This is a genomic window from Roseibium algicola (genome assembly GCF_001999245.1).
GTDB lineage: Bacteria > Pseudomonadota > Alphaproteobacteria > Rhizobiales > Stappiaceae > Roseibium > Roseibium algicola.
Map to the genome: position 1 here is coordinate 2,827,866 of NZ_CP019630.1, position 24,670 is coordinate 2,852,535.

General features: G+C 59.5%; 28 protein-coding genes. 5 read left to right on the forward strand and 23 right to left on the reverse strand.

Annotated elements, in window-relative coordinates:
• Positions 1-2: 2 nt before the first annotated feature.
• The 9 genes from B0E33_RS13200 to phnG form a co-directional block, all read right to left on the reverse strand.
• On the reverse strand, positions 3-1,148 hold the full coding sequence (locus tag B0E33_RS13200) for an alpha-D-ribose 1-methylphosphonate 5-triphosphate diphosphatase (RefSeq protein ID WP_077291444.1): 1,146 nt from the start codon (positions 1,146-1,148) through the stop codon (positions 3-5).
• On the reverse strand, positions 1,145-1,894 hold the full coding sequence (locus B0E33_RS13205) for a DUF1045 domain-containing protein (protein WP_077293289.1): 750 nt from the start codon (positions 1,892-1,894) through the stop codon (positions 1,145-1,147). Before B0E33_RS13205 ends, B0E33_RS13200 begins: the two co-directional genes overlap by 4 nt.
• Positions 1,895-2,040: 146 nt before the next feature.
• A complete protein-coding gene (gene phnL, locus B0E33_RS13210) occupies positions 2,041-2,745 on the reverse strand; it encodes a phosphonate C-P lyase system protein PhnL (protein WP_077291445.1) in 705 nt (234 codons plus the stop codon).
• A gap of 8 nt (positions 2,746-2,753) precedes the next feature.
• Entirely contained in the window at positions 2,754-3,542 is a 789-nt protein-coding gene (phnK, locus tag B0E33_RS13215) for a phosphonate C-P lyase system protein PhnK (RefSeq protein ID WP_055660045.1), read from the reverse strand.
• Positions 3,539-4,468, reverse strand: coding sequence for an alpha-D-ribose 1-methylphosphonate 5-phosphate C-P-lyase PhnJ (locus B0E33_RS13220; RefSeq protein ID WP_077291446.1), 930 nt, complete (start codon positions 4,466-4,468; stop codon positions 3,539-3,541). Before B0E33_RS13220 ends, phnK begins: the two co-directional genes overlap by 4 nt.
• Entirely contained in the window at positions 4,465-4,893 is a 429-nt protein-coding gene (fosX, locus tag B0E33_RS13225) for a FosX/FosE/FosI family fosfomycin resistance hydrolase (RefSeq protein ID WP_077291447.1), read from the reverse strand. The genes B0E33_RS13220 and fosX overlap by 4 nt, the downstream gene beginning before the upstream one ends.
• Positions 4,890-6,014, reverse strand: a complete 1,125-nt coding sequence (locus B0E33_RS13230) for a carbon-phosphorus lyase complex subunit (RefSeq protein ID WP_077291448.1) — start codon at positions 6,012-6,014, stop codon at positions 4,890-4,892. The genes fosX and B0E33_RS13230 overlap by 4 nt, the downstream gene beginning before the upstream one ends.
• Positions 6,015-6,017: 3 nt before the next feature.
• Positions 6,018-6,644: a phosphonate C-P lyase system protein PhnH gene (gene phnH / locus B0E33_RS13235; RefSeq protein WP_077291449.1), complete on the reverse strand. Its 627-nt coding sequence runs from the start codon at positions 6,642-6,644 to the stop codon at positions 6,018-6,020.
• Entirely contained in the window at positions 6,644-7,129 is a 486-nt protein-coding gene (phnG, locus tag B0E33_RS13240; protein WP_077291450.1) for a phosphonate C-P lyase system protein PhnG, read from the reverse strand. Before phnG ends, phnH begins: the two co-directional genes overlap by 1 nt.
• A 132-nt stretch (positions 7,130-7,261) precedes the next feature.
• Here phnG and phnF point away from each other — a divergent pair, with 132 nt between their 5' ends.
• On the forward strand, positions 7,262-8,002 hold the full coding sequence (gene phnF / locus B0E33_RS13245) for a phosphonate metabolism transcriptional regulator PhnF (protein ID WP_023002654.1): 741 nt from the start codon (positions 7,262-7,264) through the stop codon (positions 8,000-8,002).
• A 60-nt stretch (positions 8,003-8,062) separates the two neighbouring features.
• Here phnF and B0E33_RS13250 read toward each other — a convergent pair whose 3' ends face one another.
• A complete protein-coding gene (locus B0E33_RS13250) occupies positions 8,063-9,118 on the reverse strand; it encodes an AraC family transcriptional regulator (protein WP_167579538.1) in 1,056 nt (351 codons plus the stop codon).
• A gap of 56 nt (positions 9,119-9,174) precedes the next feature.
• Between B0E33_RS13250 and B0E33_RS13255 the strand changes: the two genes are divergently transcribed.
• Entirely contained in the window at positions 9,175-9,483 is a 309-nt protein-coding gene (locus tag B0E33_RS13255) for a DUF1330 domain-containing protein (RefSeq protein WP_023002656.1), read from the forward strand.
• Positions 9,484-9,523: 40 nt separating this feature from the next.
• Here B0E33_RS13255 and B0E33_RS13260 read toward each other — a convergent pair whose 3' ends face one another.
• From B0E33_RS13260 to B0E33_RS13295, 8 genes are all read right to left on the reverse strand, one after another.
• Positions 9,524-10,057: a hypothetical protein gene (locus B0E33_RS13260; protein ID WP_077291452.1), complete on the reverse strand. Its 534-nt coding sequence runs from the start codon at positions 10,055-10,057 to the stop codon at positions 9,524-9,526.
• Positions 10,058-10,341: 284 nt separating this feature from the next.
• Positions 10,342-11,265 carry an alpha/beta fold hydrolase gene (locus B0E33_RS13265; RefSeq protein ID WP_197923177.1) on the reverse strand — a complete coding sequence of 308 codons (924 nt, stop codon included), beginning with the start codon at positions 11,263-11,265 and terminating at the stop codon, positions 10,342-10,344.
• 52 nt (positions 11,266-11,317) lie between these two features.
• Positions 11,318-11,872: a TetR/AcrR family transcriptional regulator gene (locus B0E33_RS13270; RefSeq protein WP_167579539.1), complete on the reverse strand. Its 555-nt coding sequence runs from the start codon at positions 11,870-11,872 to the stop codon at positions 11,318-11,320.
• A gap of 178 nt (positions 11,873-12,050) precedes the next feature.
• Positions 12,051-12,881, reverse strand: a complete 831-nt coding sequence (locus tag B0E33_RS13275; RefSeq protein WP_077291455.1) for a metallophosphoesterase family protein — start codon at positions 12,879-12,881, stop codon at positions 12,051-12,053.
• Complete coding sequence (locus tag B0E33_RS13280; protein WP_077291456.1) at positions 12,878-13,246, reverse strand: cupin domain-containing protein; 369 nt, start codon at positions 13,244-13,246, stop codon at positions 12,878-12,880. Before B0E33_RS13280 ends, B0E33_RS13275 begins: the two co-directional genes overlap by 4 nt.
• Before the next feature lie 106 nt (positions 13,247-13,352).
• Entirely contained in the window at positions 13,353-14,216 is an 864-nt protein-coding gene (locus B0E33_RS13285; protein WP_077291457.1) for an alpha/beta fold hydrolase, read from the reverse strand.
• A 51-nt stretch (positions 14,217-14,267) separates the two neighbouring features.
• The gene (locus B0E33_RS13290; RefSeq protein ID WP_062486318.1) at positions 14,268-14,735 is read right to left on the reverse strand and encodes an SRPBCC family protein; all 468 of its coding nucleotides are present in this window, start codon (positions 14,733-14,735) and stop codon (positions 14,268-14,270) included.
• The gene (locus B0E33_RS13295) at positions 14,732-15,094 is read right to left on the reverse strand and encodes an ArsR/SmtB family transcription factor (protein ID WP_208993430.1); all 363 of its coding nucleotides are present in this window, start codon (positions 15,092-15,094) and stop codon (positions 14,732-14,734) included. The genes B0E33_RS13290 and B0E33_RS13295 overlap by 4 nt, the downstream gene beginning before the upstream one ends.
• Before the next feature lie 237 nt (positions 15,095-15,331).
• Between B0E33_RS13295 and B0E33_RS13300 the strand changes: the two genes are divergently transcribed.
• Positions 15,332-16,066 carry a Stf0 family sulfotransferase gene (locus B0E33_RS13300; RefSeq protein WP_167579540.1) on the forward strand — a complete coding sequence of 245 codons (735 nt, stop codon included), beginning with the start codon at positions 15,332-15,334 and terminating at the stop codon, positions 16,064-16,066.
• Between the two features lie 114 nt (positions 16,067-16,180).
• Here the strand turns inward: B0E33_RS13300 and B0E33_RS13305 are convergent, their stop codons facing one another.
• From B0E33_RS13305 to B0E33_RS13320, 4 genes are all read right to left on the reverse strand, one after another.
• A complete protein-coding gene (locus B0E33_RS13305; RefSeq protein ID WP_077291459.1) occupies positions 16,181-17,728 on the reverse strand; it encodes a hypothetical protein in 1,548 nt (515 codons plus the stop codon).
• Complete coding sequence (locus tag B0E33_RS13310; protein WP_055660022.1) at positions 17,725-18,516, reverse strand: ABC transporter ATP-binding protein; 792 nt, start codon at positions 18,514-18,516, stop codon at positions 17,725-17,727. Before B0E33_RS13310 ends, B0E33_RS13305 begins: the two co-directional genes overlap by 4 nt.
• Before the next feature lie 125 nt (positions 18,517-18,641).
• Complete coding sequence (locus tag B0E33_RS13315) at positions 18,642-19,469, reverse strand: hypothetical protein (protein ID WP_077291460.1); 828 nt, start codon at positions 19,467-19,469, stop codon at positions 18,642-18,644.
• A 71-nt stretch (positions 19,470-19,540) separates the two neighbouring features.
• Complete coding sequence (locus tag B0E33_RS13320; protein ID WP_139314088.1) at positions 19,541-20,389, reverse strand: hypothetical protein; 849 nt, start codon at positions 20,387-20,389, stop codon at positions 19,541-19,543.
• Positions 20,390-20,843: 454 nt separating this feature from the next.
• Here B0E33_RS13320 and B0E33_RS13325 point away from each other — a divergent pair, with 454 nt between their 5' ends.
• Positions 20,844-21,617, forward strand: a complete 774-nt coding sequence (locus tag B0E33_RS13325; RefSeq protein WP_077291462.1) for a DUF3800 domain-containing protein — start codon at positions 20,844-20,846, stop codon at positions 21,615-21,617.
• Positions 21,618-21,880: 263 nt separating this feature from the next.
• The gene (locus B0E33_RS13330; RefSeq protein WP_156912399.1) at positions 21,881-22,813 is read left to right on the forward strand and encodes a hypothetical protein; all 933 of its coding nucleotides are present in this window, start codon (positions 21,881-21,883) and stop codon (positions 22,811-22,813) included.
• 103 nt (positions 22,814-22,916) lie between these two features.
• On the opposite strand, the gene B0E33_RS13335 is transcribed toward B0E33_RS13330, so the two are convergent.
• On the reverse strand, positions 22,917-24,404 hold the full coding sequence (locus B0E33_RS13335) for a gamma-glutamylcyclotransferase family protein (RefSeq protein WP_077293293.1): 1,488 nt from the start codon (positions 24,402-24,404) through the stop codon (positions 22,917-22,919).
• Positions 24,405-24,670 lie beyond the last annotated feature (266 nt).

A 24,670-nucleotide genomic window follows, 5' to 3' on the forward strand; every position in this document is an offset into this window, starting at 1 on the left:
CCTCAGGCAACCCGTTTGCCCTCGCGCCAGACGCCGCGCACGATCGGGATGTCACCAACCATTTTCACCTGGATGAGATCGGCCCTGAGGCCGGGTTCCAGGGTGCCCCGGTCTTGCAGGCCAATGGCCTTCGCGGGCGTCGCCGTGACCATGGCGACTGCCTGTGGCAGGGCAATCGCCTCGACCTCTGCTGCCAGCTGGAACGCAGCCTGCAGCAGCGAAATCGGCACATAGTCAGAGGAGAGCACATCCAGAACGCCCGCTTCGGCAAGCGCCTTCGCCGAGATATTGCCGGAATGGGATCCGCCGCGCACGACGTTCGGCGCCCCCATCAGAACAGCCATACCGGCTTCGTGAGATGCCTTGGCGGCTTCCAGCGTGGTCGGAAACTCGGCGATTTTCGTCTGCAGTGAAATCGCTTCGTCCACATGGGCGGTGGTGGCGTCGTCGTGGCTGGCGATGGCGATGCCGCGCGATTGGGCGATGGCCGAGAGATGCTTGCGGTTTTCAGGAGCAAGACTGCTGGCGCGCGCCTGGCGCTTGCGGATGAAATCGTCCATCTGGGCGTCGGTGAAGCCCTTCTTGCCCTGATAATAGATCTTGTAGGCATCCATCGACACGAACTGGCGCTGGCCGGGGGTGTGGTCCATCAGCGAGATCAGGCGGATGCTGTCGTCGTCCTCGAACACCTTGAAGGCGCTGAGCACGTCGGGTGCAGACACTTCGCAGCGCAGGTGGATGAAATGGTCTGCGCGCAGGCGGTTTTCCCGCTGGCCGGTTTCAATGGCATCCGCAAGCGCGCGCATATCCGAATAGCCAAGGTCCGCGTCTTCATCCATGCCGACGCGCAGCGCGTCGAACACGGTGGTGATGCCGGAACACGCGATCTGGGCGTCGTGGGCCTGCACGGCGGAAACCGGGCTCCAGCGCACCTTGGGACGCGGCGCATAGTGGGTTTCCAGGTGGTCGGTGTGCAGTTCGACCAGGCCTGGCAGCAGGTAGTCGCCTTCGCAATCATGCCCGTCGACCTCGGTCGGTGACCCGATGCCGGAAATCAGACCGGCATCATCGACCGTCAGGGAACCGTCGAACACTTCGCCTGCGAGAACCAGACTGGCATTCTTGAAGACTTTGGGATGCTTGCTCATGCAGATTCCTCTTGGGAAAGACGCTCGGCCTGGCTGAGCGCGTCGGCGGGAGCGACGCTGCCGGTCAGCTGAAAGACGGTATGGACCTGGAAAGGCGCGCCGCGTTCGGCTTCGGTGTAGAGCGCAACGTGGCGGCACAGCCGCTTCTTGCCGATGACATCCGCAAAGTGGTCCTGGGCGGCATTTGCCATCCGCTCCATGTCGCTGTCGTCTTCCAGTTTGTTGGAAAGGGTCAGGTGGAAGCGGAATTCATCGAAGATATAGGGATAGCCCCACCTGACGAGATAGGTGTCATGCCTTTCCGACAGTCCGCTCTTGCGGCGGCGCTCAAGATCCGCCTCGGACAGTGGTGCGCGGAACGGCTCGAAGCGACGCACGCACAGGCCGGCGAAGGCGCGCAGGGCCGGCTCTTCTGCCTCAGGGGTCAGCGCCAGAAAGCGGCCAAGCCTGTTCACGCCGAGCGCTTCTATCTCGTAAGGGGCGATTTCCGCCGCAAAGGCTGCGCAGGCGTCCAGTAGCGCTGCCTCGGTCTGATCGGCTGCAAGCGAAAACGGGGCTTTCAAAGTCCCGTGAAATCCATAGCGCCGGGGGTCGGTCGTCACCTCCTGGAAACGTGCCGATGTCATGCCGGGCAGCTCCGGTTGCGGAAGGGCCGTGCCGGAAAAGGGATCGCGCCCGAGCCAGGAATTTCCGAGCTGCATCAGGCGGTCGTCGGCATCGGCGGCGAAATAGAGGGCGTAGCGCATGAAGAAAATCGCGATTTTGAAATGTGGTTTGGCCGGGATGTGGCAGGGCCACATCCTTCAACTTTCTGAGGGAGTGACCTAAAGGCGGGCGGTGACTTTTCTGTGACAGTTTCCGCCCGTCTGCAAGCCTTTCCTCATCTCGTGGCTCAGGCGGCTGCCTCCGCGCTGAAACCGGTCACGTCGATGATGCGGTCGGCGATCTGTTCCCGGACGTCCTGGTCGTGCAGAATGCCCACCATGGCAACGCCCTGGGTTTTCTTTTCTTCCACCAGACGGACGACCACGGCCCGGTTGGCAGCGTCGAGAGAGGCGGTTGGCTCATCCAGCAGCAGGATCGGATAATGGGCAATGACCCCCCTGGCGATGTTCACGCGCTGCTGCTCGCCGCCGGAGAACGTGGCGGGCGGCAGGGTCCACAGGCGTTCGGGCACATTCAGCCGCGACAGCAGGGAGCGGGCCTTGTCGACGCCCTCCTCCTCGCTGGTGCCCTGGGCGATAAGCGGCTCGGCGACGACGTCTTCGGCCGAAACACGCGGGATGGTGCGCAGGAACTGGCTGACATAGCCGATCGTGTCTTCACGCAGGCGCAGGACCTTGCGCGGCTCGGCGCCGGCAATGTTGACGATTTCATCGCCGACGGTCACAAGGATCTGACCCTCGTCACAGCGGTAGTTGCCGTAGATCATCTTGAGGATCGAACTCTTGCCGGCACCGGAAGGGCCGCCAAGGACGACACATTCGCCGGAATTCACCGAGAATTCGACTTTCTCGACCACAGGAATGACGGTTCCGCCCTGCAGGTGCATGGTGAAGGACTTGCCGACGTTGTTGAGATAGAGGCGTACGGGCATTTCGGTCCTCATACCTGGAGAATGGAAGAAACAAGCAGCTGGGTATAGGGCTCGCGCGGATCGTCGAGCACCTGGTCCGTCAGGCCGCTTTCGATGACGTTGCCGTGGCGCATCACCATGATCCGGTGCGACAGCAGCCGGGCGACCGCAAGGTCGTGGGTGACGATGACCACGGAAAGTCCGAGATCGGCCACCAGTCGGCGCAAGAGGTCGAGAAGACGTGCCTGCACGGAAACGTCCAGACCGCCTGTTGGCTCGTCCATGAAGACCAGCCTTGGTCTCGTGACGAGGTTGCGGGCGATCTGCAGGCGCTGGCGCATGCCGCCGGAGAAGGAGCGCGGATCGTCGTCGATCCGGTCGCTGTCGATTTCCACCCGGCCCAACCAGTCGTCGGCGGTGGAGCGGATGTTGCCATAGTGGCGCTCGCCAACCGCCATCAGCCTTTCGCCGACGTTGGCGCCTGCGGAAACGTTCATGCGCAGGCCGTCCGCAGCATTCTGGTGCACGAACCCCCAGTCGGTGCGCATCAGCAGGCGGCGCTCGGCCTCGGTCAGCTGATAGAGGTTGCGCATGGTGCCGTCACGCATGCGGTATTCGATCGCTCCCGCCGTCGGCGCGAGCCGTGTCGACAGGCAGTTGAGCAATGTGGTCTTGCCGGAGCCGCTTTCGCCGACGATGGCCAGCACTTCGCCGGGCCAGAGATCGAAGGAGACATCGGCGCAGCCGATGCGGTCGCCATAGTAGCGTGTGACGTTATGAACCTGCAGCAGCGGGTCCGCGGAGGGAAAGGCGTTCATCGGGCGGCCTCCTCTGCCTGGGTGGCGCCGAACTGGTGTGCCGCCGGATCGGCCGCCATCGGGCCGAGGTGGCCGTCCGCGCGCCGTTCCTCGCAATAGTCGCTGTCGGAGCAGACGAACATGCGCCCGCCCTTGTCATCCAGGATCACCTCGTCGAGATAGACATTCTCCGCGCCGCACAGGCCGCAGGGCTTGTCGAATTTCTGCACCTCGAAAGGATAGTCCTCAAAGTCGAGGCTCTTCACCTTGGTGTAGGGCGGAATGGCGTAGATGCGTTTCTCACGCCCGGCACCGTAAAGCTGAAGCGCCGCCATCTGCTCGATCTTCGGGTTGTCGAACTTCGGCGTCGGCGAAGGATCCATCACGTAGCGGTCGTTGACCTTCACCGGATAGGCGTAGGTAGTGGCGATATGGCCGTTCTTGGCGATGTCCTCGTAAAGCTTCACATGCATGAGGCCGTAATCCTCGAGCGCATGCATCTTCCGGGTCTCGGTTTCGCGTGGCTCCAGGAAACGCAGGGGCTCGGGAATGGGCACCTGGAAGACGATGATCTGGTCTTCGCGCAGGGCCTTTTCCGGAATCCGGTGGCGGGTCTGGATGACGCTTGCCTCCGACGTCTCGTAGGTCGTGCGCACGCCGGCGGTCTTTTCGAAGAAACCGCGCAGGGAAACCGCGTTGGTGGTGTCGTCGGAGCCCTGGTCGATCATCTTCAGGCAATCGTCCTTGCCCAGAATTGCCGCCGTGACCTGCACCCCGCCGGTGCCCCAGCCATAGGGCATCGGCATTTCGCGCGAGGCGAAAGGCACCTGGTAACCCGGTATCGCGATGCCCTTCAGGATTGCCCGGCGGATCATGCGCTTGGTCTGCTCATCCAGATAGGCGAAGTTGTATTCGCCCTGTTCGAAAATCTGAGCCGTGTCGTTCATTGCGCAGCACTCCGTTCCCTGAGTATCCGGCGATAGTGGTCGAGGCGCATGTCCAGCGTTCCGGTGTGCAGCTCGAACAGGTGATTGTCGTTGTCGTAGAAGTAGATGGACCTGCCTTCACCTTCGACGCGGGCGCGCGGTGGTTTGACTTCCAGGCCAAGGCGCTCGATGTCTGCCAGCTTCGTGTCGAAGTCTTCCTCTTCGATCTTAAAAGCCACGTGATTGTAGGTGCGCTCGTTCAGGGCATCGCCCTGCATGATCGCGATCCAGACGTCACCGACCAGAAAGAACTTCTCCGGAGAAAGGGAAAAGGTGGCCTCTTCACTGGAGTAGACTTCCCGGGCCCCGAGCACTGTCGTCAGCACATTCGTCATCCTGTCCAGATCACTGACGATGAACGTCATATGACTAAGTCCGCTGCTCATTCCGCCGCCTCCTGGGTGGTGCTGCCCTCTTCTTCTTCGTGGCGGCGTTTTTCGAACCATTCGCCGCGCATCCGGCGCACCAGATCGAGTTCAGCCTGGAAATCGACGTAATGCGGCAGCTTCAAGTGTTCGACGAAACCGGTCGCCTGGATGTTGTCTGAATGGGACAGGACGAATTCGACATCCTGAGCCGGGGCGGACTGTTCCTCGCCAAGTTCCTGCCACCGCATGGAACGGTCGACCATGGCCATGGACATGGCCTTTCTCTCCACCTGCCCGAACACGAGACCGTAACCCCGGGTGAAGGTCGGGGCGGTCTTGGCCGAACCCTTGAACTGGTTGACCATCTGGCACTCGGTTACCTTGATGGCGCCGAGCGTCACGGCAAAGCCGAGTTCCTCGGCGAAGAATTCCACCTCGACCTCGCCGTAGCGGATTTCGCCGGCGAAAGGGTGTGTGCGGCCGTAGCCGCGCTGGGTGGAATAGGCCAATGCCAGCAGGAAGCCTTCGTCGCCACGAGCAAGGTTCTGCAGGCGCAGGTCCCGGTCGGCCGGGAAGGACAGGGGCTCGCGGGTCAGGTCGCCGACGGGCGCATCCTCGTCGGTTACCGGGTCCGGCTCCATCAGGCCTTCATCGCCAAGCAGGTCGGTGACGCGCGGCATGCTGCCTTCTTCAGCGGCAGCTGTTTCGACAGGCTTTTCGAGACCGTCCTCTTCGGCGGCCAACGCGAAATCCAGAAGGCGGTGGCTGTAGTCGAAGGTCGGGCCCAGCACCTGGCCGCCCGGCAGGTCCTTGTAGGTGGCTGAAACGCGCCGTTCCACCAGCATCTTTGCGGTGTCAATCGGCTGGCTGTAGCCGAACCGTGGCAGGGTCGTGCGGTAGGCACGCATCAGGAACGCGGCTTCGATCAGGTCTCCGCGCGCCTGCTTGATGGCAAGCGCGGCCAGCATCTCGTCGTAGAGCGAGCCTTCGCCCATGACACGGGCGACAGCATGGGACAGCTGCTGGGCGATCTGCTCCAGCGTCAGTGAGGGGACGGAGGTGTCGCCCCGGCGGCGCTTGGCCATGAGCTTGTGGGCGTTGCGGATGGCCTTTTCACCACCCTTTACGGCTACATACATGGTTCAGACCTCCGCTTTGAGGATGCGGGTGGAACGGGGCAGGGCAGACAGCGCATCCTGACCGGCAAAAACCAGATCGATACCCCGTGGAAACTGGCGGTTGTTGGCAATCACCTGGTCCCAGAACACCGGCGGCACCGGACCGGTGCCAAAGGCAACGGTGTCCTTGATGCCCGGACCGCTAAAGGAGACGGCCGGATGGGACCCGAAGTCCTGACCGGTCAGGATCACCGTTGTCGACCGGTCCGGATATTCGGCGGATCCCTGGTTGAAGCTCGCCAGCGGGATCATGCTCACCGGTGCACTGACCAGCGCAAAGGCCGCTTCCACCGGTTCGGTGACGATCGGGCAGCCGGTGTGGAAGCGCAGAAAGGTCTTCACGGCGTCCGACGTCATCAAAGGCTTGTCGAGCCAGATCGGCGTGTCGTAGTCGAACAGGGTCAGGGCAATGGCGGCGGCCACCTGCGTCAGCGGTGCGGGCGGCTTCAGATTGCCGGCGGAAATCGCCTGCCGCGTACCCGGCCGGGCCATGGCATTCATGATCGCGCGAAAGCAGCCCTGCGCATCGTGAACCGGGTCCTGAAATCCTGCGGCCAGCGGGGCGGCGGCGGTCTGTTGTGCTGCGGTCATCAGTTGTCTCCCCGCACCATGGTGAAGAAGTTGACCTTGGTGGCCTCGGTTTCCTTGCGAACGGTTTCCTGCGTTCCTGCCTGGGCTTCGGCCAGCGGCGCGATGATGTCCGTCTCGATGCGCTCCTGCATTGCAGGGCGTTGCCACAGGGCGTCGATCACGGCGGACTGCAGTGCTTTCTGCTTGTTGCGGCCAAGGCTGTAGGCATTGCCGGTTTCACCGGTTTCCAGGCGAACTACGCAGCGGGTGACGGTGACCTCGCCCAGGTTGAACGGACTGCCGGTGCCGCCCATGCGGCCGCGCACCATCACCAGGCCGGTTTCGGGCTGACGCACCAGCTCGTAGCTTTGCGGCGGAAGTACGTTGAATTTTTCCGCGACGGCCTCGGCGGAGGCTGCGGCCAGTGTCGCGATCACCTTCTGGCGGGCGCCCACGGATGCGCCGGGTTGGGTGTCTGGGGAGGCGGAAGAGGTAATGTCTGTCATGAAGCGCGCCTTTTGGGTTGGGCGGTTCTTCGGAAGGCGTTCGAAAACACCCTTGTCCTAGACCTGATTTGTCTATTTGTCTAGACAAATAATCCGGTTGACTCTTTGGTACCGAAATTTGATGACGGGCTCATGACGACGAACAGCACTCTCGACCGCAGCGCCGGAATTGCGGTGTGGCGCCAGATCATGGAAACGCTGAAGGCGGAAATCGTGAGCGGAGCCTTTGAAAAAGGCAGCCGCCTGCCGCCGGAATCCGAGCTTGCAAGCCGGTTCGGCGTCAACCGCCACACGGTGCGCCGGGCAATCGCCGCGCTGACGTCGGATGGTATTCTGCGGGCCGACCAGGGCCGTGGCACCTTTGTTGCCTCGGCCCCGCTCAGCTATCCTATCGGTCCGCGCACGCGCTTTTCGGAAATCGTTTCCGGCCAACTTCGGGCACCGTCCGGACGGTTGATCGGCTCGGCTGTCGAGGAAGCCGACGCCCTTCTGGCGCATCAGCTTGGCGTGCCGCTCGGAACGCTGCTCATTCGCGTGGAAACCCTGCGCGTTGCCGACGGTGTGCCGATGATCGCGGCCACAAGCTGGTTCGAACAGTCCCGCGTGCCCAATTTCGTCGCCGATTATGCCGACACCGGATCAATCACCGCGGCTTTGCAACGCGCCGGCATTTCCGATTACCGCCGCAAGGAAACGCGTATCACGGCCGAGCTGGTGGAAAACCGCGATGCCCAGCAGCTTGGTCTGGCGCTGGGCCAGCCGGTGATGGTGATGGAAAGCGTCAACCTGGATATGACCGGCAAGCCCCTGCAATACACCCGTGCCCGCGTGGCGGCCGACCGCATGCAGCTGGTGGTCAGCGGCGAGGTCTAGACGCTCGCATTGACGCGAGGTTGGTTCGTCTTATTCGCCCGGTGAGCCATGTCCGCATGATCAATCAATCCGCCGCCAGGCTCCGGGTGACACGCCCGCCATCTTCTTGAATGCGCGGGAAAACGCCGCTTCCGATCGGTAGCCTACGCTCCAGGCGATTTCCGCAATTGAAGACCTGCTGTCCCGCAATTGGCGCGCCGCGAGCTGCAGGCGCCAGGACGTCACATATTGCATCGGTCCCTGACCCATTTTTCCGGCAAACCGTTCGGTCAGCACCGTACGAGAGGTGTTGATCTGCCGGGCAAGGCGTTCCAGCGTCCAGTCCGATGCCGGGTCGGCGTGTATGGCGGTGATCGCGGCACCGGCGACCGGGTCGGTGAGGGCACCGAGCCAGCCTTCGCTCGCCGGGGCCTGCGACAGCACATGGCGACGAAGCGTTTCGATGAAGATCAGTTCGCACAGATGCAGGCGTACACTGCGGCTGCCGGGCTGGTCTGACTGTATTTCTGTCCGGGCTATGTCGATCAGCCTTTGCAGACTGTCATCAGCCCTTTCGGATGGCGAGACAAGAAGCCGGCGTTCGAGCCTTGCAAGCAGCGGGTTGAAGGGTCTTGCGTCGCAGGCGAGGAACCCGCACAGGAACAAGGCCCGCGGGTCTCCGCCACCGCCTTCCGGAACGATGCCCGGCAAGCGTCCGGCGGCAAGGTTTTCGAAAAAGTCGACGACCTCCTCCGCACTGAACTCGGGAGGCGTTCCAGCTGTGCTTTCCATCTGGTACCCATCGCCCTGCGGGAAGACGAGAACGTCACCCCGGTTGAACCGGATGGGCGCCTCGCCCGGTATGGAGGCCAAGCCTGAGCCTTCCAGGACGACATGATAGGACAGCACGTGCTGCCTGGGATCTGCAAGGATCGCGCGGTAGGCATCCGAGTGGGGAATATCGACGCACCAGGGGTCACTGGCATCCACCAGGAACATCAGCGCACCGGTCAGGCGCACGAGGTTCAGAACGTCGGCGAGTGGATCCTGTGCCGGCCCAGACCCGGCAGGGGTAGCCGTTTCCCGCGCGGATGCGGGGGCAGAACTTGCGGACGGTGGAGCATGGAGCCGGGACATGTCCAAGTTTAGCATTTCCAGCCGCAGGTAAGAAATCAACGGAAGGACACTTCGCCATGGCTGCATTCGTGTTTTTCGACGTCAGGGAAATCCACGATCCGGAACGGCTTGGTGCCTATCGCGCCAAGGTCTTTGAAACCGTGGAGCACTTTGGCGGGCGCTACCGTGTTCTCGGCGACATGGATAGCGTTCTGGAAGGTGACTGGACGCCCAATATCCCGGTGCTGATCGAGTTTCCCGACAGCCAGACTGCCCGAGCCTGGTATGAGTCCGATCTTTATGCCCCGCTTAAGAAAGACAGGATTGCCGCGGCCCGGTGTGACGGCGTTCTGTTGGGCGGGTTCGAGCATGGCCCGGGCACTTGAGGAAACAAGCGCCCGTGACGGGTGCGTGGCCGACGCTCGATCAGGATTCCGGCAAATTGGCCGGGTCGAAGTCGCACATCTCGGCGGCCTTGGCGAGGCTCTCGCTGAAGCCGGCCGGCGAGAAGCGGCCGTAGAGCCATGTTTCGCCCAGGCTTTCGCGCTCGACGGAAATGTCGATCGTTGTCTGCGCATCTGCCACCGCGGCGGCCATGTCCTTCACGAAGCCGGACGTCATCGAGATCTGGTAAGGGTCCTGCATGCCGACGGGAAACATTTCTCCTCCCAGCCAGGAATCTTCTCCGTCGATGGTGATTTCAACCAGGTCGGTCTCGGTCCAGGGGTCTTCTTCGTTTTCGGTGTAGGGCGCATATTCGTATGTGAAATCCGCATTATAGCCTTTGACGTCGAAGCTGAACTGCAACGAGCCGGAGGTGTCGCGCGCCGGGGCGTTGTTATAGACAAGGCAGGTGCTGCCGATCCTGGCGGCTTCCCAATCGCCGCTGCTGAACGGCGCGGCAGCCGCACCTGTTGCCGGCAGCAAGGCCAGCACCGAGACAAAAGCTCTGAAATTCATTCCAAAATACCTCGAATGCATATTGATATGCGGACACCGGCTCCTCGCGCGGCGGTAAGCTCTGCGCACGCTCGACCCTTTGCCGTTTCCGGCAACGCGGCGCATGCGCATTGTTGACTAGAAGCGAATTTGCTTAAGGACAGGTTCAGTAAACTGCATGTCCGGCTTCAGATCAGCCAACGATTGCTGCCAGATGGCATGCTCCATTGGCACATCGAGGAAACGGCAACTCCAATAGTGAACAGAATTAGTTCCAAAACCTTGGTAGGAATGTAGTTCTCCGCCTAACGGGCCAAGGCGAAACGTATCATTCGATCTGCAATTTCGCGGTGGTGCGACCTGGGTAATTCATGGCCGACCCCTTCGAGGATCGCAAGCTCGGCCCCTGGTATGCCTTCAGCCAGGGCTCTGCCATTTTCGACCGGCAGGATAGGGTCCTCCGATCCATGCAGGACGAAAACCGGGCAGGAAATCTCGCGGAAACGGCCAGCCCAGTTTTCCCGCGTTGTCCGGGAAGAATGGTTGAACATGCTGGCGGGGCTCTCGGTTCGATCAAGGACCTTCTCCACCCTTGCGAGTGCCGCTTCTGCATCGAAGGTGTTTGCAGTCCCGCTGCACAGCCTGTCTATTTCGACGAGGAAACGGGAAACGGTTCGCCTGTCTTGCCAGTCCAGTTCTCCGAAACCCGCAAAGTGTCGAAGAAAATCATCGGAGATTGTCGGAAGTGGAGCACCGTCCCAGCCCAAAGGTTCACTTCCGATCAGCGTGACGGAGTGAATGCGCTCCGGATGAGACAGGGCGAGCATCTGGGAGATATATCCGCCGAGGGACATGCCTGCCAGGTGTGCCGCCGGCAGTCCGTATGACTCCATTACGGCCAGGACATCCGTCGCCATGTCCTCAATTGCGTAGGTCGCTTCACCAGGCGGCACTGTTGTTGAGCATCCAGTATCACGATGGTCGAAGCGGATGACAAAAAAACCCTGTTCGGCCAAGGTGCTGCACAATTCATCCGGCCACCCGACCATGGACGCGGTCGCCCCCATTATGAGGAGGAGTGGCGTACCTTCAGGAACTCCGAAGGTCTGGGTTGCAATGCGAACGTCTCCACTGTCGACAAACATCAGGTCTCCGCTCTCTCTGGCAAGAGAGCTTCTTGCAAAGACTGCAGCTGACACGACCAACGCCATGGCATCTCGCCGATTCATTGCGCCCTCCATTTATAACCTACGCGAAGGTTATAAATGGAAGTGAGTTTTGTCAATCGATAGGCAGCCATTTGAACGCGGTTTCGAGACGTTCGAGGACAAAGGTTGGCAGTGGAACTCTTTCGTCACTTGCAACCCATTGCATGGTGGCGCCAGCGATTAGGGCATGCAGATGGACTGCAATCTCTTCCGCATGCTGATGGTCGGTGAGACGAGCCGCTATCGCGGCCTGGACAAGTTGATACCGTTCGTTTGCACAAGCCCGGAGAATGGGATCGCGCGCTTCCAGAGCCGCGATCGCAACCCGTGCGGAGAACCCCTCTCCGCTGCCCATGCTCTCGACAATCTCGACCAGAAACCGCCAGAGATTGTCTTTTCCCCGGTTGACAGGAAGTTCGGCAAGCCAGGCCCTGGTCGTGTCGACCTCATGTCTTGCCATCCTGTGGAGGATGGCGTCGCGATCACCAAATCTCTGGATGAGAGTTGCCCGGGAGAGCGCTACCCGGCTGGCAACGTCACTTAACGTGAAGCCTGCTCCTTTTTCCGTCAGGACTTCCAGAGCGGCATTGAGAACATCAAAATCCGAAACTTTCTTTGGCCGCGGCATTCTTGATCCGTCTTGTGGCTGAGCTGAAAGCCTTGTGTCGCACGTCATCAGAAATCCGCGCAAGGAAACAATGGCTACGCTGAACGAAGCAAGACATGTTGCGAGGGGATAACCGGGAGGCTGAATGTCTTAGTGGCAACCCAAAAAGCCGCTGCGTTAACCCGAATGCTTACTATAATTACGCGCGCTGCTCGAAGACGAAGGGAGCGAGAGGAGCCGGCGAGCGTTTCCGAGAGGGAGTGAGCCTCAGCTCAAACGGATCGTTCCCGAAAACTTGCCACTCAAGTTTGGAGCCGAGTTTCAGAAGACCCCAGGCGTGGGCAGGCTCTTCGCCCGTGGTGAAGCATTCGGTCAGGCTTTGCTGTGTGAGGTGTGGAATGCCGTCAATTGTTGTGACCGTGTTCCGGTGCACGTGTCCTGCGATACAGGCGAGAGGCACCCGCGCCTGGGCAATAGCTGTGCGGATGCGCTGTGATTGCGGATAGGTCGAATATTCGGCATTTCGCTCAAAATAGTAATTGCCGATCTGGCTGTGTCCTGAAAACGGGATGTGACTGGCGATCAGTGTCGGCTTGTCCGCCTGCTGGGTCATCTGAGATAACCAGCGAAGGTCGGCTTCAGGCAGAACAAACCCTGCGTTCGTTTCATGATATGTGAATTTGGTGTCGGCGCGCCACACTGCAAGTTGCCAGTCACCGAGGTCAATTACGGTGTTATCCAGCCCAGTGCGCAGGATTTCCGCGTTTTCACCAACGCTCAGGTTGTCACGATCATGGTTGCCGCACAAATGCTGGACCGGTGCGTCCAGTTCCGCGAAGATTTCTGCAACCTCTCTCTGGAGACGCATATCTGTTTGTTTGTCAACGTCGGTAATGCGATCTCCCAGATCAAGAACAATGACTGGCTTTTCGGTGTTTGCCCAGACCACGAAGTCCGCGAGAGAATGGAGAGCAGATTTTCCATGCGTTGCGTGATGATGAATATCTGTAACAACTGCAATTCTGATCATGTGATCTGATCCTGGTTCGGAGGCGCGATAGTTCTGTCACCGCGGGACGTTGGGGTCGATATGACCAGAAACGTCACTCCGGAACGTTCGTCGTTTCTTGCCTGATGGGATACAAGGGGCGGGATCTCGATGCCCTGCCGGGCCGGGACCTTATACAAATGGCCTTCTATCTCCATCGTCAACCAACCATCGAGAACATAGAAGAATTGCCTCGCGCGGGAGTGATAGTGACGCTGTTCGGCTGTGCCTGCGGGCATGAACTCCTCGATAATCAGGAGTGGGTCGCTGTTCGCCAGAACCCAGCCGTCACAGTTGTCGCCCCAATTGTAGTGTGCCGCCGTTTCGGTGCTCACGAGCGTGTACATGCCTTGACCTGTGTTGAGGTTTGATTTTGTTGTGCGTTCTGCACGAGCGGCAACACCGGTGCCTGCGTCGGAAATTGTCGATGCCGGCCAGCCCGATCTGGGAGGGTTAGTCGAACATGCCTTTCGGTGTTTCTCCCGCAAGGAAGGGGGCAATGAACGCATTAAGCAATTCCGGTTGCCGAATGATCGCGGTGTGGGAGGTTGCCGGCAAAATCGCAAGGCGCGACGCGGGCAAGGGATTTCCCAGATCGCCCATCGATCCGCCGCCCAGAAGACGGAACATTGCCACCGAGTGCTCAAGGGTCGAGACGTCGGCGTCGCCGGAAATCAGGAGCACAGGGGCCTGCAAGGTCCTGACGTCCTCTTCCCAGGATACCGGCTCATGTTCCAGACCGATCATGCGTGTAACGAAATCGTCGAACCCGTCCGGATCGGGTGCCAACCTTTCCCAGTCTTGCTCGATCGGTGTTCCGGTGAACATATCTGGCGTCATGGAGGGTACCATGGCGCGATATTCCGGCTGCATGCCCTCAATGTCGTAGGCAAGGGATGCGGCGACCAGTTGATCGACCTTCCCAGGGTGGCGCACCGCAAGCTGAAACCCGACTGCGGCGCCCATGGAATAGCCGAAAACGTCTGCTTCTGGCAGGTTCAGGGCATCCATGAATAGGGCAACATCTTCTGCCAAGGCAGGGTAAGTTATGGACCTGTCTATATCTTCCGTCCGGCCGTGCCCTTGGAGTTCGACCGCGTAAACGCGTCTGGTCTCCGCCAGCATTGGGATGATGTCACCCATAGACTGAATGTTCATGTATGCCCCATGGAGGACAACAATCGGTTCGCCTTCACCGCTAATCTCGTAATACATCCGCATGCCGTTCACCTCGGCATAGCCGTTTTGTAGTGTAGAGTCGGCAAGCGCGATGCTGGGTGACGCCAGCATCGACAAGATCAAAGCCGCACTCGTCATATGTCTTTTCATGGAAAGGTTATCCTCAGCCTTGCCTGTCGCACCTGACTGTCAAAGACTGCGCGCGAAAGCTTCGAGTTGGTCGAGGCAGGTTCCCCATCCAGAGTGGAAACCCATTTCCTCGTGCCGTTTTCTGTCTTCCGGATTTTTGTGCATCACCAATGCCCGGTAATACGTTCCGCCTTCGGTAGGGCGCATGGTGATGTCCACGCTCATGAACGTTTCGCCGTTGGGCCTGAAACCTGGCCCCATGGCATCAGTCCAGACCAGTCGCTGCTCGGGTTTTGCAAGTAGAACGCAGCCGGGAGGTTCTGCCATTTCGTTCCCTTCCGGCGACGCCATAACGACAGTGAAAATCCCGCCGGGATGCGGTTCGATAGCGGCCCGCGCCACTGTCCACGGTTTGGGGGCAAACCATTGAGCAAGCAGCTCCGGTTCTGTCCAGGCGCGCCAAAGCTGTGCGGGAGATGCGGAAACCTTCCGTTCGAGCACCAAATCAAGTTCGGGGTCGTGTGTCATTCCTTGTCCTCTGCCTCATTCATGTTGGCCAGAAATGCGTCGAGCCGATCGAGCCGCGCCTCCCAGTGGCGTCGCTGTTGTTCCAGCCAGCCTTCTGCAGCACGGACCGTTTCCGGGCGAAGGCGGCAAGTTCGGATTCGGCCGGACTTATTCGTTTCGATCCAACCGCTCTTCTCCAACACATTGATGTGTTTGAGAAAACTCGGCAGCGCCATTTCATGGGATGCCGCAAGTTCCGAAACCGGGGCTGGTCCGTTGACCAATTGTGCGATTACCGCGCGCCGGGTCGTGTCGGACAAACAGTGGAAGATCGAATCTAAGTTAGCCATATGGCTAAGTAATGATGCGGCGTCCGTCATGTCAAGAAAGTTTTCCAGTTGGCTAACTTTTAGTCGATAAGAGCCCTCTGGCTGGCGCAATCATCGACCGGAGGGGAGATCTTCTCCGTAGGGTTCTGCGTGGCAAATTGATCCACCAATCGCTCTGAAGGCGCCTGCCTGCCGTTTCAAAGCGATGTGTCGGAACGCCAGTTGACCTGCAAATCCAGGCAGCCCAAGCTTGCGGTTGCCAACATTTCTCCCGGGCGAGGTACCTTTGTGACAGCCCCACACCGCCTTGCGTGCGACACGATCGTATTTGCTTCTACCCAGAGAACGGGCAGCACGGCGCTGGCAACGACGCTGAGTGCGTCGAAGGTGACCCGGCAAAGCTACGAGTGGTTCGGGCAGGGGCATTTCGACAAGAAGATCCGGCACTTCCTGCCGGAGTTTCACGATTTGCCCGCAACGGCAGAGGAGCTGAAGCGCTATGTGCGGGCGATCCGGGATTTTGACGCCGGTTCCGGTCTGCCGGTCTCGCTGATGCTGCACAATTATCAGTTCGACCTGTTGCGGGAGCTCGGCGTGAGGAGGCTGGAGGAGCTCTTCGGCGACTGCCTCTACGTCTACAATCTCCGGGGCGATATCTACTATCAGGCCGTATCGCTTCACATTGCCATCCAGACCCAGCAATGGGTTTCCGCGCAGGAGCGCATCGCCGAGCCCAGCTACGATTTTGAAAGTATCGACAGGCTTGTGAACTGGATTTCGCAGGACTGCGAAAGCTGGCTGGCCTATTTCAGACAGAACGGCATCGTGCCGTTCCATGCCACCTATGAGCGCTTCGCCCAGGATCCCCGCGCGGCAACACAGCTCCTGCTGGACTGGCTGGGCATGCCCGGCCAGGCTATCGAAACGACTTCACTGCAACGCCAGGCGAGCGACCTGAACACGGATTTCTATCATCGATATCTTGCCGAATGCGGCACGCGCAGAGCTTTGCAGGATCCTTGAGCGAACTTGCTTGGGCGTCGTTCCGGCGGTCGATTTGCCCCTTCGCACCGCCCCATAGGCGGATTGGCTGGCGATGCTTCAGTCAACAGCCACTTGCTTGAAGTGTGGTGCCCCTCAGGCGCTTGCGCTGTGTTTCGGGCGGATGCTCCAGGAGATCCCGAGCACACTCAGGAGCAGGAAGACCGGGAGGATCGCCAGCGGGCTTGCCGCCGCGACGAGGGCCGTCCCGACCGCGCAGGCAATGGATGCGGCGGCCTCCGCAAGCGTGGAGGCCTTGGAAGCGACCTGACGGCGCCGGAAGGTTGTGCGCTTGGCCTGTGCCCGGAACCAGAGTTGAACAAGCACTGCGCTTGCTGCCGCGGTCATGGCGCCGGCGGCGGTGATGGCAGCGCCCCAGAGCGATATGAGCGCCAGACCCAGGGAGATCGGCAGCACGATTGCTGCGATAATCGTCAGCACCGACAGCACTTTCGCCCACAGGCGTGTGAACGCAGAGATGGGGGCTGTCGCAATCAGGTCGGGTGCGTCCTCACCGGAGATGGTCAGCCAGGCGAGGCCGCCGGCAAGCTGTCCAACCGCCATGACGACAACCGGCGCGACGATCACGGAAATCTCGGTTTTCTCGCCAAAGCTGACCCAGAGCATGACTGCCGGCGGAATGAGATAGAGAACCTGCATCAGCGTCTGGGATATCAGCCAGGGATCGCGGGCGATGAGCTTGAGTTCCTTCAAGACGAGCGCGCCGAGCGGCGAATAACTGCGAAAGGTCCGCTCGGAAGCGCGGCTGCGCGGGGTCTTTTCCGTAACGCCAAGTGCGAGCACGACAATGCTGCGAAACTGGACCGCGCCGCGCCAGGCCCCGACCGCAAAAAACGCGACGGAAAGCGCCAGGAACAGGAACACGGCATTGGTCTGTCCGGCCACCGTGTGGGCGAGGAACCACCACGGCGAGCCCTCCCCCGGCGCATGGCTTGCCAGAAAGGCAGGGTCGAACAGCGTGAACCGCGACATCGACCCGAAGGACAGGATCGCCACCACCTGCATCCCGATGAGGAAGGCCGCGCCAACGACCGCTGCCAGAATTTGCGCGTAAAAGCGTGTGCGCTGCGCGCCAACCGTTCGGAACAGCGCGAGCGTGATCAAAACGCCTGCCCCGGTCGCGTTCAGCGATACCGCCAGAAGAACCACATATCCCGCCAGCCAGTGCTCCCCGCCAAGCACCACCGCAACGTTGAGGAACGGTGAGATGACCAGCGCCGACATGGCCCAGCTCGTCAAGGCCATCATGACGATGCGCACGAGAAACAGGTCACGCGAGGGGGCGGGGGAAGACAGGATCAGGTCCAGGTCATCCCTTGCGTAGAACGCACGGGTTACCGACTCCATCGCCTGTGACAGCATCATGGTGAAGCTGAGCAGCACCGTGACCGAAAGCGCTGCCTGTGCTGTCTGGTCGAGTACAAACCCTGTGGCAAAGCGGGGGGAAAGCACCGCGTAGGCGATCAGGTGCATGACCGCGTAGAAGAGGCTCATGCCGATCAGGGCGCGCCGCAGGCTCGTGCTGCGCCAGCCCGAAAACATCCAGGCCCAGTCGCGCCATGCCAGCCGCAATTCATGGCGGGAGAAGCGCAACAGGGCGGAAGAAGCCACCGTCGCTCTCATGCCACCTTCTCATCAAGGAGTTCGGCCGTATTCGCATGTGCGCCGGCATCGCCGCCCACGATTTCCAGGAAAATATCCTCCAGGGAATGGCCGCCGGCGCTTGCCCGTTGGCGCAGCTCTTCCAGCGTTCCTTCGGCAACAAGCTGTCCGCGGGCGATAATGCCGATCCGGTCGGCCATGCGCTCCGCCACCTCCAGGATATGGGTCGTCATGATGATCGACACGCCCTGCGCGACAAGCCCGGTCAGCACCTTCTTCACCTGGCGGGCAGAGCCTGCATCAAGGCCGGTGAGCGGTTCGTCGAGGATGATCAGGCGCGGTTCGTGGATCAGGGCTCCGGCGAGCGCCACCTTCTGGCGCATGCCTTTCGAGAACCCGCCGCAGCGCTCATTGGCATGGGGGGCAAGTCCGAAGGCGTCCAGAAGGCTATCGGCCTTGAACCTTGCAAGGTCCGGCTGCATGCTCCAGAGGCCTGCCACGAACTCGAGATATTCAAGCGGCGTCAGCTTGTCGTAGACCATGGGTTCGTCCGGAACCCAGGCCAGAACCTGTTTGGCGGCAATCGGATCCGCAAACGCATCGATGCCGCAGACCCTGACCGCCCCCGCATCGGCCTGAAGCAGGCCGGCGACCATGCGCAGCGTGGTGGTTTTGCCGGCGCCATTGGGGCCCAGCAAGGCGTAGAATTCGCCTTTGCGCACCTTCAACGAGAGATCGTTGACCGCGGGTTCGCTGAAGCGCTTGTGAAGATTGAGAATTTCGAGAGCGGCGTTACTGGAAGACGGCATCACTTTCTCGTCTCTGGAAGGTTTTCTCCAGTTTACCGATGGGACCTTTCGTTAATGTAAAATCCGGTCATTTGTCCTGGGCAGAAGTATCAGGGGCGAAAAAGAAAGTTGGAAGACCGGTTTGCCTAGTTCGGGATGGAGCCCGTGATGAGCCTTTCGACTTCGGCCCGTTGGTCCGCCGTGTAGATGGCACCCGGCGTCACCTTGAAGCCAGGGGTGAGGTTCAGGCGCGCGACAAACGCCTCGACCGCGACGTCGGCCACCTCCCGGGCGGGTTCCGCCCCGCTGGGCAGACCGTCTGCGACGGAGGCTTTGGAGGAAAGGGTGGTTGCGGCCAGGGCATGCAGAACTTCGGGGGCATCAATCAGGGGCAAGGCCTTCAGCATGAAGACAAGACTGTCCGGCTCGGCCTCGGGGATTTGTTTCAAGAGGCTGGTTCGCGCTTCATCGTCCCCCAAGGCCGAAAGCGCCAGACGGGCTGCCAGGGCTGCGGGGGCCGTGGGCTCCTGTGGTTGTGCCTTGACCAGGCGCGTGCCGGAAAGGTGAGCTTCAAGCGCCTCTTCCGCTCCGGACGCCAGTGCCCCCAGCAGCAACACGCCGCCTTCCGCGTCTGGCGCTTCCAGCGCCGCTGTTACTTCGGCCTGAAGCTGCTCGGCGACGGGGCCCGACGGTGGGCCATTGGCCAGCACGACTTTCAGCGCTGCGGCGCTGGCGCGCGCGCGCAGGTCCGGGTCGGCATCACCGATATGGGGCAAGACGGGCGCCAGGGCGTCTGCACCGCCGACGGCGGACAGCAGATCCACCAGGGCCGATTTTTCCCCGGTGGTCTTCGCCGCGGCCAGGCGCGCGGCCAGGGGAGCGACGGCGGCCGGGCCTGCCTCCACCACAGCTTCCGGCGAGCCTCCGGCCAGCGCGGTATCGATCTCTGCCTCAAGGTTCATGTCGTCTGCCATAGTGCTTCCTGCAAGCCAGGTGAACAGAAATGCCCCAGCGATGCATCCGGCCAGGTTGCGGTGTCGAACCATTATGTGCCCGACGGATTGATGATGTTGGCCTGGGCGCGCGAAATCAGCTGCCCCGTCCGCACCGCGCCACTGGCGATCAGGTGCGTTGCGGTTCCGCTGTGCGGGCCGATGCCGCGCAGGTGAATGGTCTCGTGTGCCAGGGTTTCGGCATGGGTCGAACCGGTGATCGTGTCTTGCATCAGGCAGTTCTTCTCGGCGGCCAGAGTTCCGGCCCGGGTGTTGTTGACCGCAGGCGTCGCATCCTGCTCATACTGCCACACGAAGAAGACATTGAAATCCGCGGCAGCATCGGCAAAGGCCGTGACATCGTCCCATTCATGTTCGGCGGCCGCAACGCCCGCCAGGTGGCTGGAAAACCGCACAGTAGCGCCCAGGTTCTGTGGAACCGTTATCGTGCGTGCGCTTTTTCTGTACATCCGCACGTTGGCCTGGGTGTCCAGCAACCGGTTGACGCCTCGTATCAGGGCGTTGAGGTCGCCCATGTTGCGGTTGGTCTTGTGGCCGGCGTTGTCCTTCACATAGTGAAACGCCGTGTTGATCTTGACCTCGGTCTTGACCGAGATTTCCAGAATGTCGCTGTTGGGAACAGGCCCCGCAAACCCGGCATTCGGCACAAAGCGGACAAACCCCTTGCCGGCCTTGAGGCCCTTGAGCGTCAGATGATGTTCGGCGCCGACACGGCGATAGGTGACCCTGGCAATGTCGTTGGGGGTCAATTCGGGAATAAGGGCACCTGCCCCCCGCACCACAATCGTGCGCTCCCACCCCCTCGGCACCATTTGCCACTTGGGCGAGGCCGTGGCGTCAAAGCCGAACATGGCGATACGAGGTGCGAAGGTAATTGGCATACGTCAGGTTCCAGATCGACTGTCGCGCCTTGAATGCCTTCAGCAGGCACATCTTTCTTTTGCTTTGAAACGCACAAGAAATGGCGCGTCACAGGGCTTTGTATGACAAGTAACTGCTCTGGATAGTGAGCCGATGTGTGTGGTAATGCAAGAATTAACGTGAGGGAAGATGAGGAAATTTTATTGGTTGGTTCCAGTAAAACGGTAAGCCGAGAGACGCATTGCCGACTGGTAGATTTGGGGTCGGGAGAGGACGGTCTACTTACGTGCCTCGAACGGGTTTAGCTGACATTCGTTGGTCCAGCATGCGTTGGCAATTTCGGCACAAAGCGGCCTTTGTTGAGTGCAGGGGTGCATAGCACCACTGCATCTCAAAGCAGACGTTCACAGCCTGATCTCAATCTGCTGTGACAAAGATCTTTTAAGGCGAGCTGAGAGCACGTATTACGGCTGCATGGCATACCTTTACCTTGACGACAGCAAACATCACCGTTTTGGGTTTTCGTTGGCTGCTTTTGTAATCTGCGAAGCTGATCCGTCAGACTGTGTTGGTTCTGTCTTCCGAAGGCTGGGTTTCGATCCCAAAGAATTTGAATACAAGTCCTCGGCCAAGATGGCGGGAGACAAACGGCTTCGAGACCTACGAAATGCCATGACCTACTATATTGGCAGACATTGCAAGATTGCCGTATGCGTTGTGGATGGGGACAAAAGGCTGGGACCTGCGGCTCTCAGATTACTTAGTTCCGCTCTGTCTCACCCCAGTCTTGAAGGGCAGGATCACGATGTGTTCTTCGACGAAGGGTTGTTTCAATCGTCTAGATCAGCGGCAAACTTAGCCTCAAGTGATGCCAAACTCGCTCGTTGCAAGTTTCATTTCGAGCAAGACTCGAAAAAGTACTTGGGTATTCAACTCGCAGACCTTGTAGCCCACACTTGTAGTACGATGCTACTGGAAACGCTGGGCCATGTAACAAAAAAAGTCGTCCTCGATGCGCCTGGAGACAGCGTTTATGATGGCCTAGAGGTCGAACTCGGCTTCGAGATGTGGGCGGGTATTCGCCATGCCTTCCTGGCTAGGAACAAACAGGATATGGGGGATGACTTCGATCCAGCTATGGTAGATGTTTTTCCGTGGGGCTTGTTCATAGACGAAAGCGCAAGCGAACAGGTCTCTGCAGCTGCAATGCAACGATTCGGTGAGAATTACCTTGGATGCATTCACTAACGGCCCACAGCGACCAAATGGCATCGTCTCAATGAATGGCGGCTTTGCGTCCCCATTTCGGACGTTTACGGGTGCTCGGTCTGGTCCCTAAAACCGCCGTTAGTTACGTGTTCAGCGAAGGACTATTGAGCGCGGGGTGCGACATTAGCTCAAGAAGTGCAATCTAAGGGTAGCCGCACTTAAGCTGACATTAATTGAGATTCGAACCCAATAGCGCTGCCAACGAACTATTTTCAGTCTCCCGCTAGCGCTATGCTCAAACCGTGGCAGAAATTCTATATCTTGATCAGAATGCATGGGTGTCGCTGGCGCGAGGAGCTTGGGACAAGGCTAGTTATCCGCAGGACTATATACGGCTGGTGAAGGTCATTGAGGCTCTTCAGCAGAACCGCTTTATCGTACCATTGAGCTTCGCCAATATCTACGAAACCTCGAAGATTAACGACCCGGTCCGTCGAGCCAACATGGCACAAACTCAGGTCACAATCAGCCAGGGGCGTGTCTTTCGTGGCAGGCGTCGAATCTTGGGTGAGACGCTCACCGCATATCTGGCTGACAATTTTACGATCGCGCATGCACCGCCGGAGGAGCACTGGTTCCTGTCCGACCTATGGTTTGAAGCGGTCATCGACTATTCGCCTGAGACGTTCGGCTTCGCGTTATCGGAGGCAGCCCTCGACCATATGCGCTTCTATCCTGCAAGGGTGCTGTTCGACTATCTAACCGCCAACGATGAGGATGTGAGGCTCGAAGGTGTCAGGCGCTTTAGCGCTAGTTCGAACGATCTTGTCGCGGGAATCGAAGCACGACGGGCTATTGTCGCATCCGAGTCCTTAGCGCTGCGCAAACGCGCTTATGGCGCGCGGCTGATTATCGACGAGCTCGATTTCATCCTTGCAACTGGCCGAAGGCTTGGGTTGGATTGGAATGGTGTTAGCGATATTGGATCTTCATTAGTCCGCAGAATCGCGGTTGACGTACCGATCCTAGCTACTGAGAGGGAACTGGCTGTCCGACTCGAGGATCAGGCGAAACCCATCGCAGAAAACGACCTGCGAGACATGTCAGCCTTCGCCACAGTCTTGCCGCTTGCTGATGTCGTCATCGGCGAAAAGGCGTTTGTAAATCTCGCCCGTCAGGCCCGTTTGGACAAGACTTATGACACACGGCTTCTAACCTCTATTGACGACCTTTGATCGCGGAGCGCGTGCTGTCATCGAGAATGATAAGACAAGAAGTTCATGAATTTAACCGCCTGACCAGTCTGCTTCGTTATCTCGTACTGACTCCGCAGCCTCATCAGACAGAGTTTTCAATACTGGCCCTATTTTTCTTGTCTCTTGCTTTGTTGGGGTCTTCGATAGCTTCAACCGACTGGATATATTTGGCAATATACTCCAACGGAAGATCGTGTTCCCTGCCGCCTACGAGGACAAAGTCCTTATACCACCCGTAGGGTTTGAGACTGTCATCAATGTAGTCGGGAGAGGCCAAGTAAGTAAGAACCTTTCGTCTACGGCCCTTTTCGTTGATCACCGTGACGGTGGCGTGATCGTAGCCGTTGCCGACCCCTTCGGCTTTATCAAGGGCAGCGCGCTCGGCAGGATCAAAGCTGAAAAGGACTCCAATTACGCTTTCTTCGTCGCCGGTGGCAAATGCGTTGCACTTCCCCGAGCCGTCTACACTACGCTTATGAAAACGAAGTGCATGACCCGACAGTGTTGCGAGGCCGAGCGGCTTGCAGCTTGGCATCCGCTCCCGCAGTCGGGCGGTAGACATGTTCGACCCATAGGCAAAATAAACGGCTAGCTCTGGTGGCCCAATCTCTGTGTTCTTCAGCGACTCTACTGTGGGATCGCCCGGCTTGAGGATTTTACGCAGCGGTACCGTCATTATGCTGCACTCGTCGGTATCTTCTCCCTCGCGTGTGATGATTGGTTGCCCATCTTCGAGGTCAACGATGGGAATCGGCCTGCCGGCCCATCCGCAGTCGACGCATCGAGGTCTTTCCCATTGGACACCGGGAGCTGCGGTTTTTTCACCCTGTTCAGGCTCGAGGTGTGGCGAACCGCATTTCGGGCAATCCACAGGCACACCGCGCAGCGCACGAAGGATCAACGATGTCGCCATGCCGATGCCGTGTTGGGTCAGGGAGTAGGCCATGTCTGCATCTATCCAGGTGGCCGACTTTGAGTGCGTCAACCAGTTGGAAAACGTCCATGCGGACTCAAGCGCTCCCTTGAGGGCCCCACGACGTTCCTTATTGGTGTCGCCCGGTAGAAGATCGTTACTGATGATCTCCGCCCACTTGCGGAAGTTAGCACGCTGCGGCGGCGAGTCGGTCCAAATTGCAGCATCCTGCGCGATGCCGATCAGTTCAAGTAATGTCTCCCGGCAGCGCACGCCGACAGCCTGATAGTCGGCGAGATTGTGCGCCTGTGTCACTGCGTTGCCGGCTTCTTCAGTCTTCTCGAAGATGGCGCCGAACGGGATAATGCGGAGATCGTCTCTTTTCTGCTCCTCGGTACGCGGAATGCGGAGTATCAAGCCAATATGGAAGGTCAGAGCAAGATCCATATTGGGAAACTGCTCCTGGGAATAGAGGTTTGTGCCGCCTGTGATAACCCACCAGCGATCCTTGTTTGTGTGGATGTCCCACACGTCGTGGCGCGTATTTAGAACGGCCTCCGAGTAGACCTTCTGCAAGAAGATTACTTCGAGGTCGGGCGCCTGCCACTCAAAGTATTCGCGGACTTCCTCGATCTCCTCTTTGGTAGCTTTTAACATGACCGGCTCCAGCGATAGGCTCGACACACCATCCCACTTTAGGGGGAAAGCCTCAAATGTAGTCCAGCAAACCTGAGCTTTCAAAATCTCTTGCGGCAATGTACGAGATTTCCGGTAGGAGCTCGTTTGCGCTTTCAATCCCGGCCAAGAATGAGCGTCTGGAATTGCAGCCTCCAAATCGTAAGCTGCAAGTCCCCTAACGGCCCCTGTCCGGTCATTCGTGCGATCCGCAACGAAAGACCGCTTCCCGCCCTCTATGAACCTTC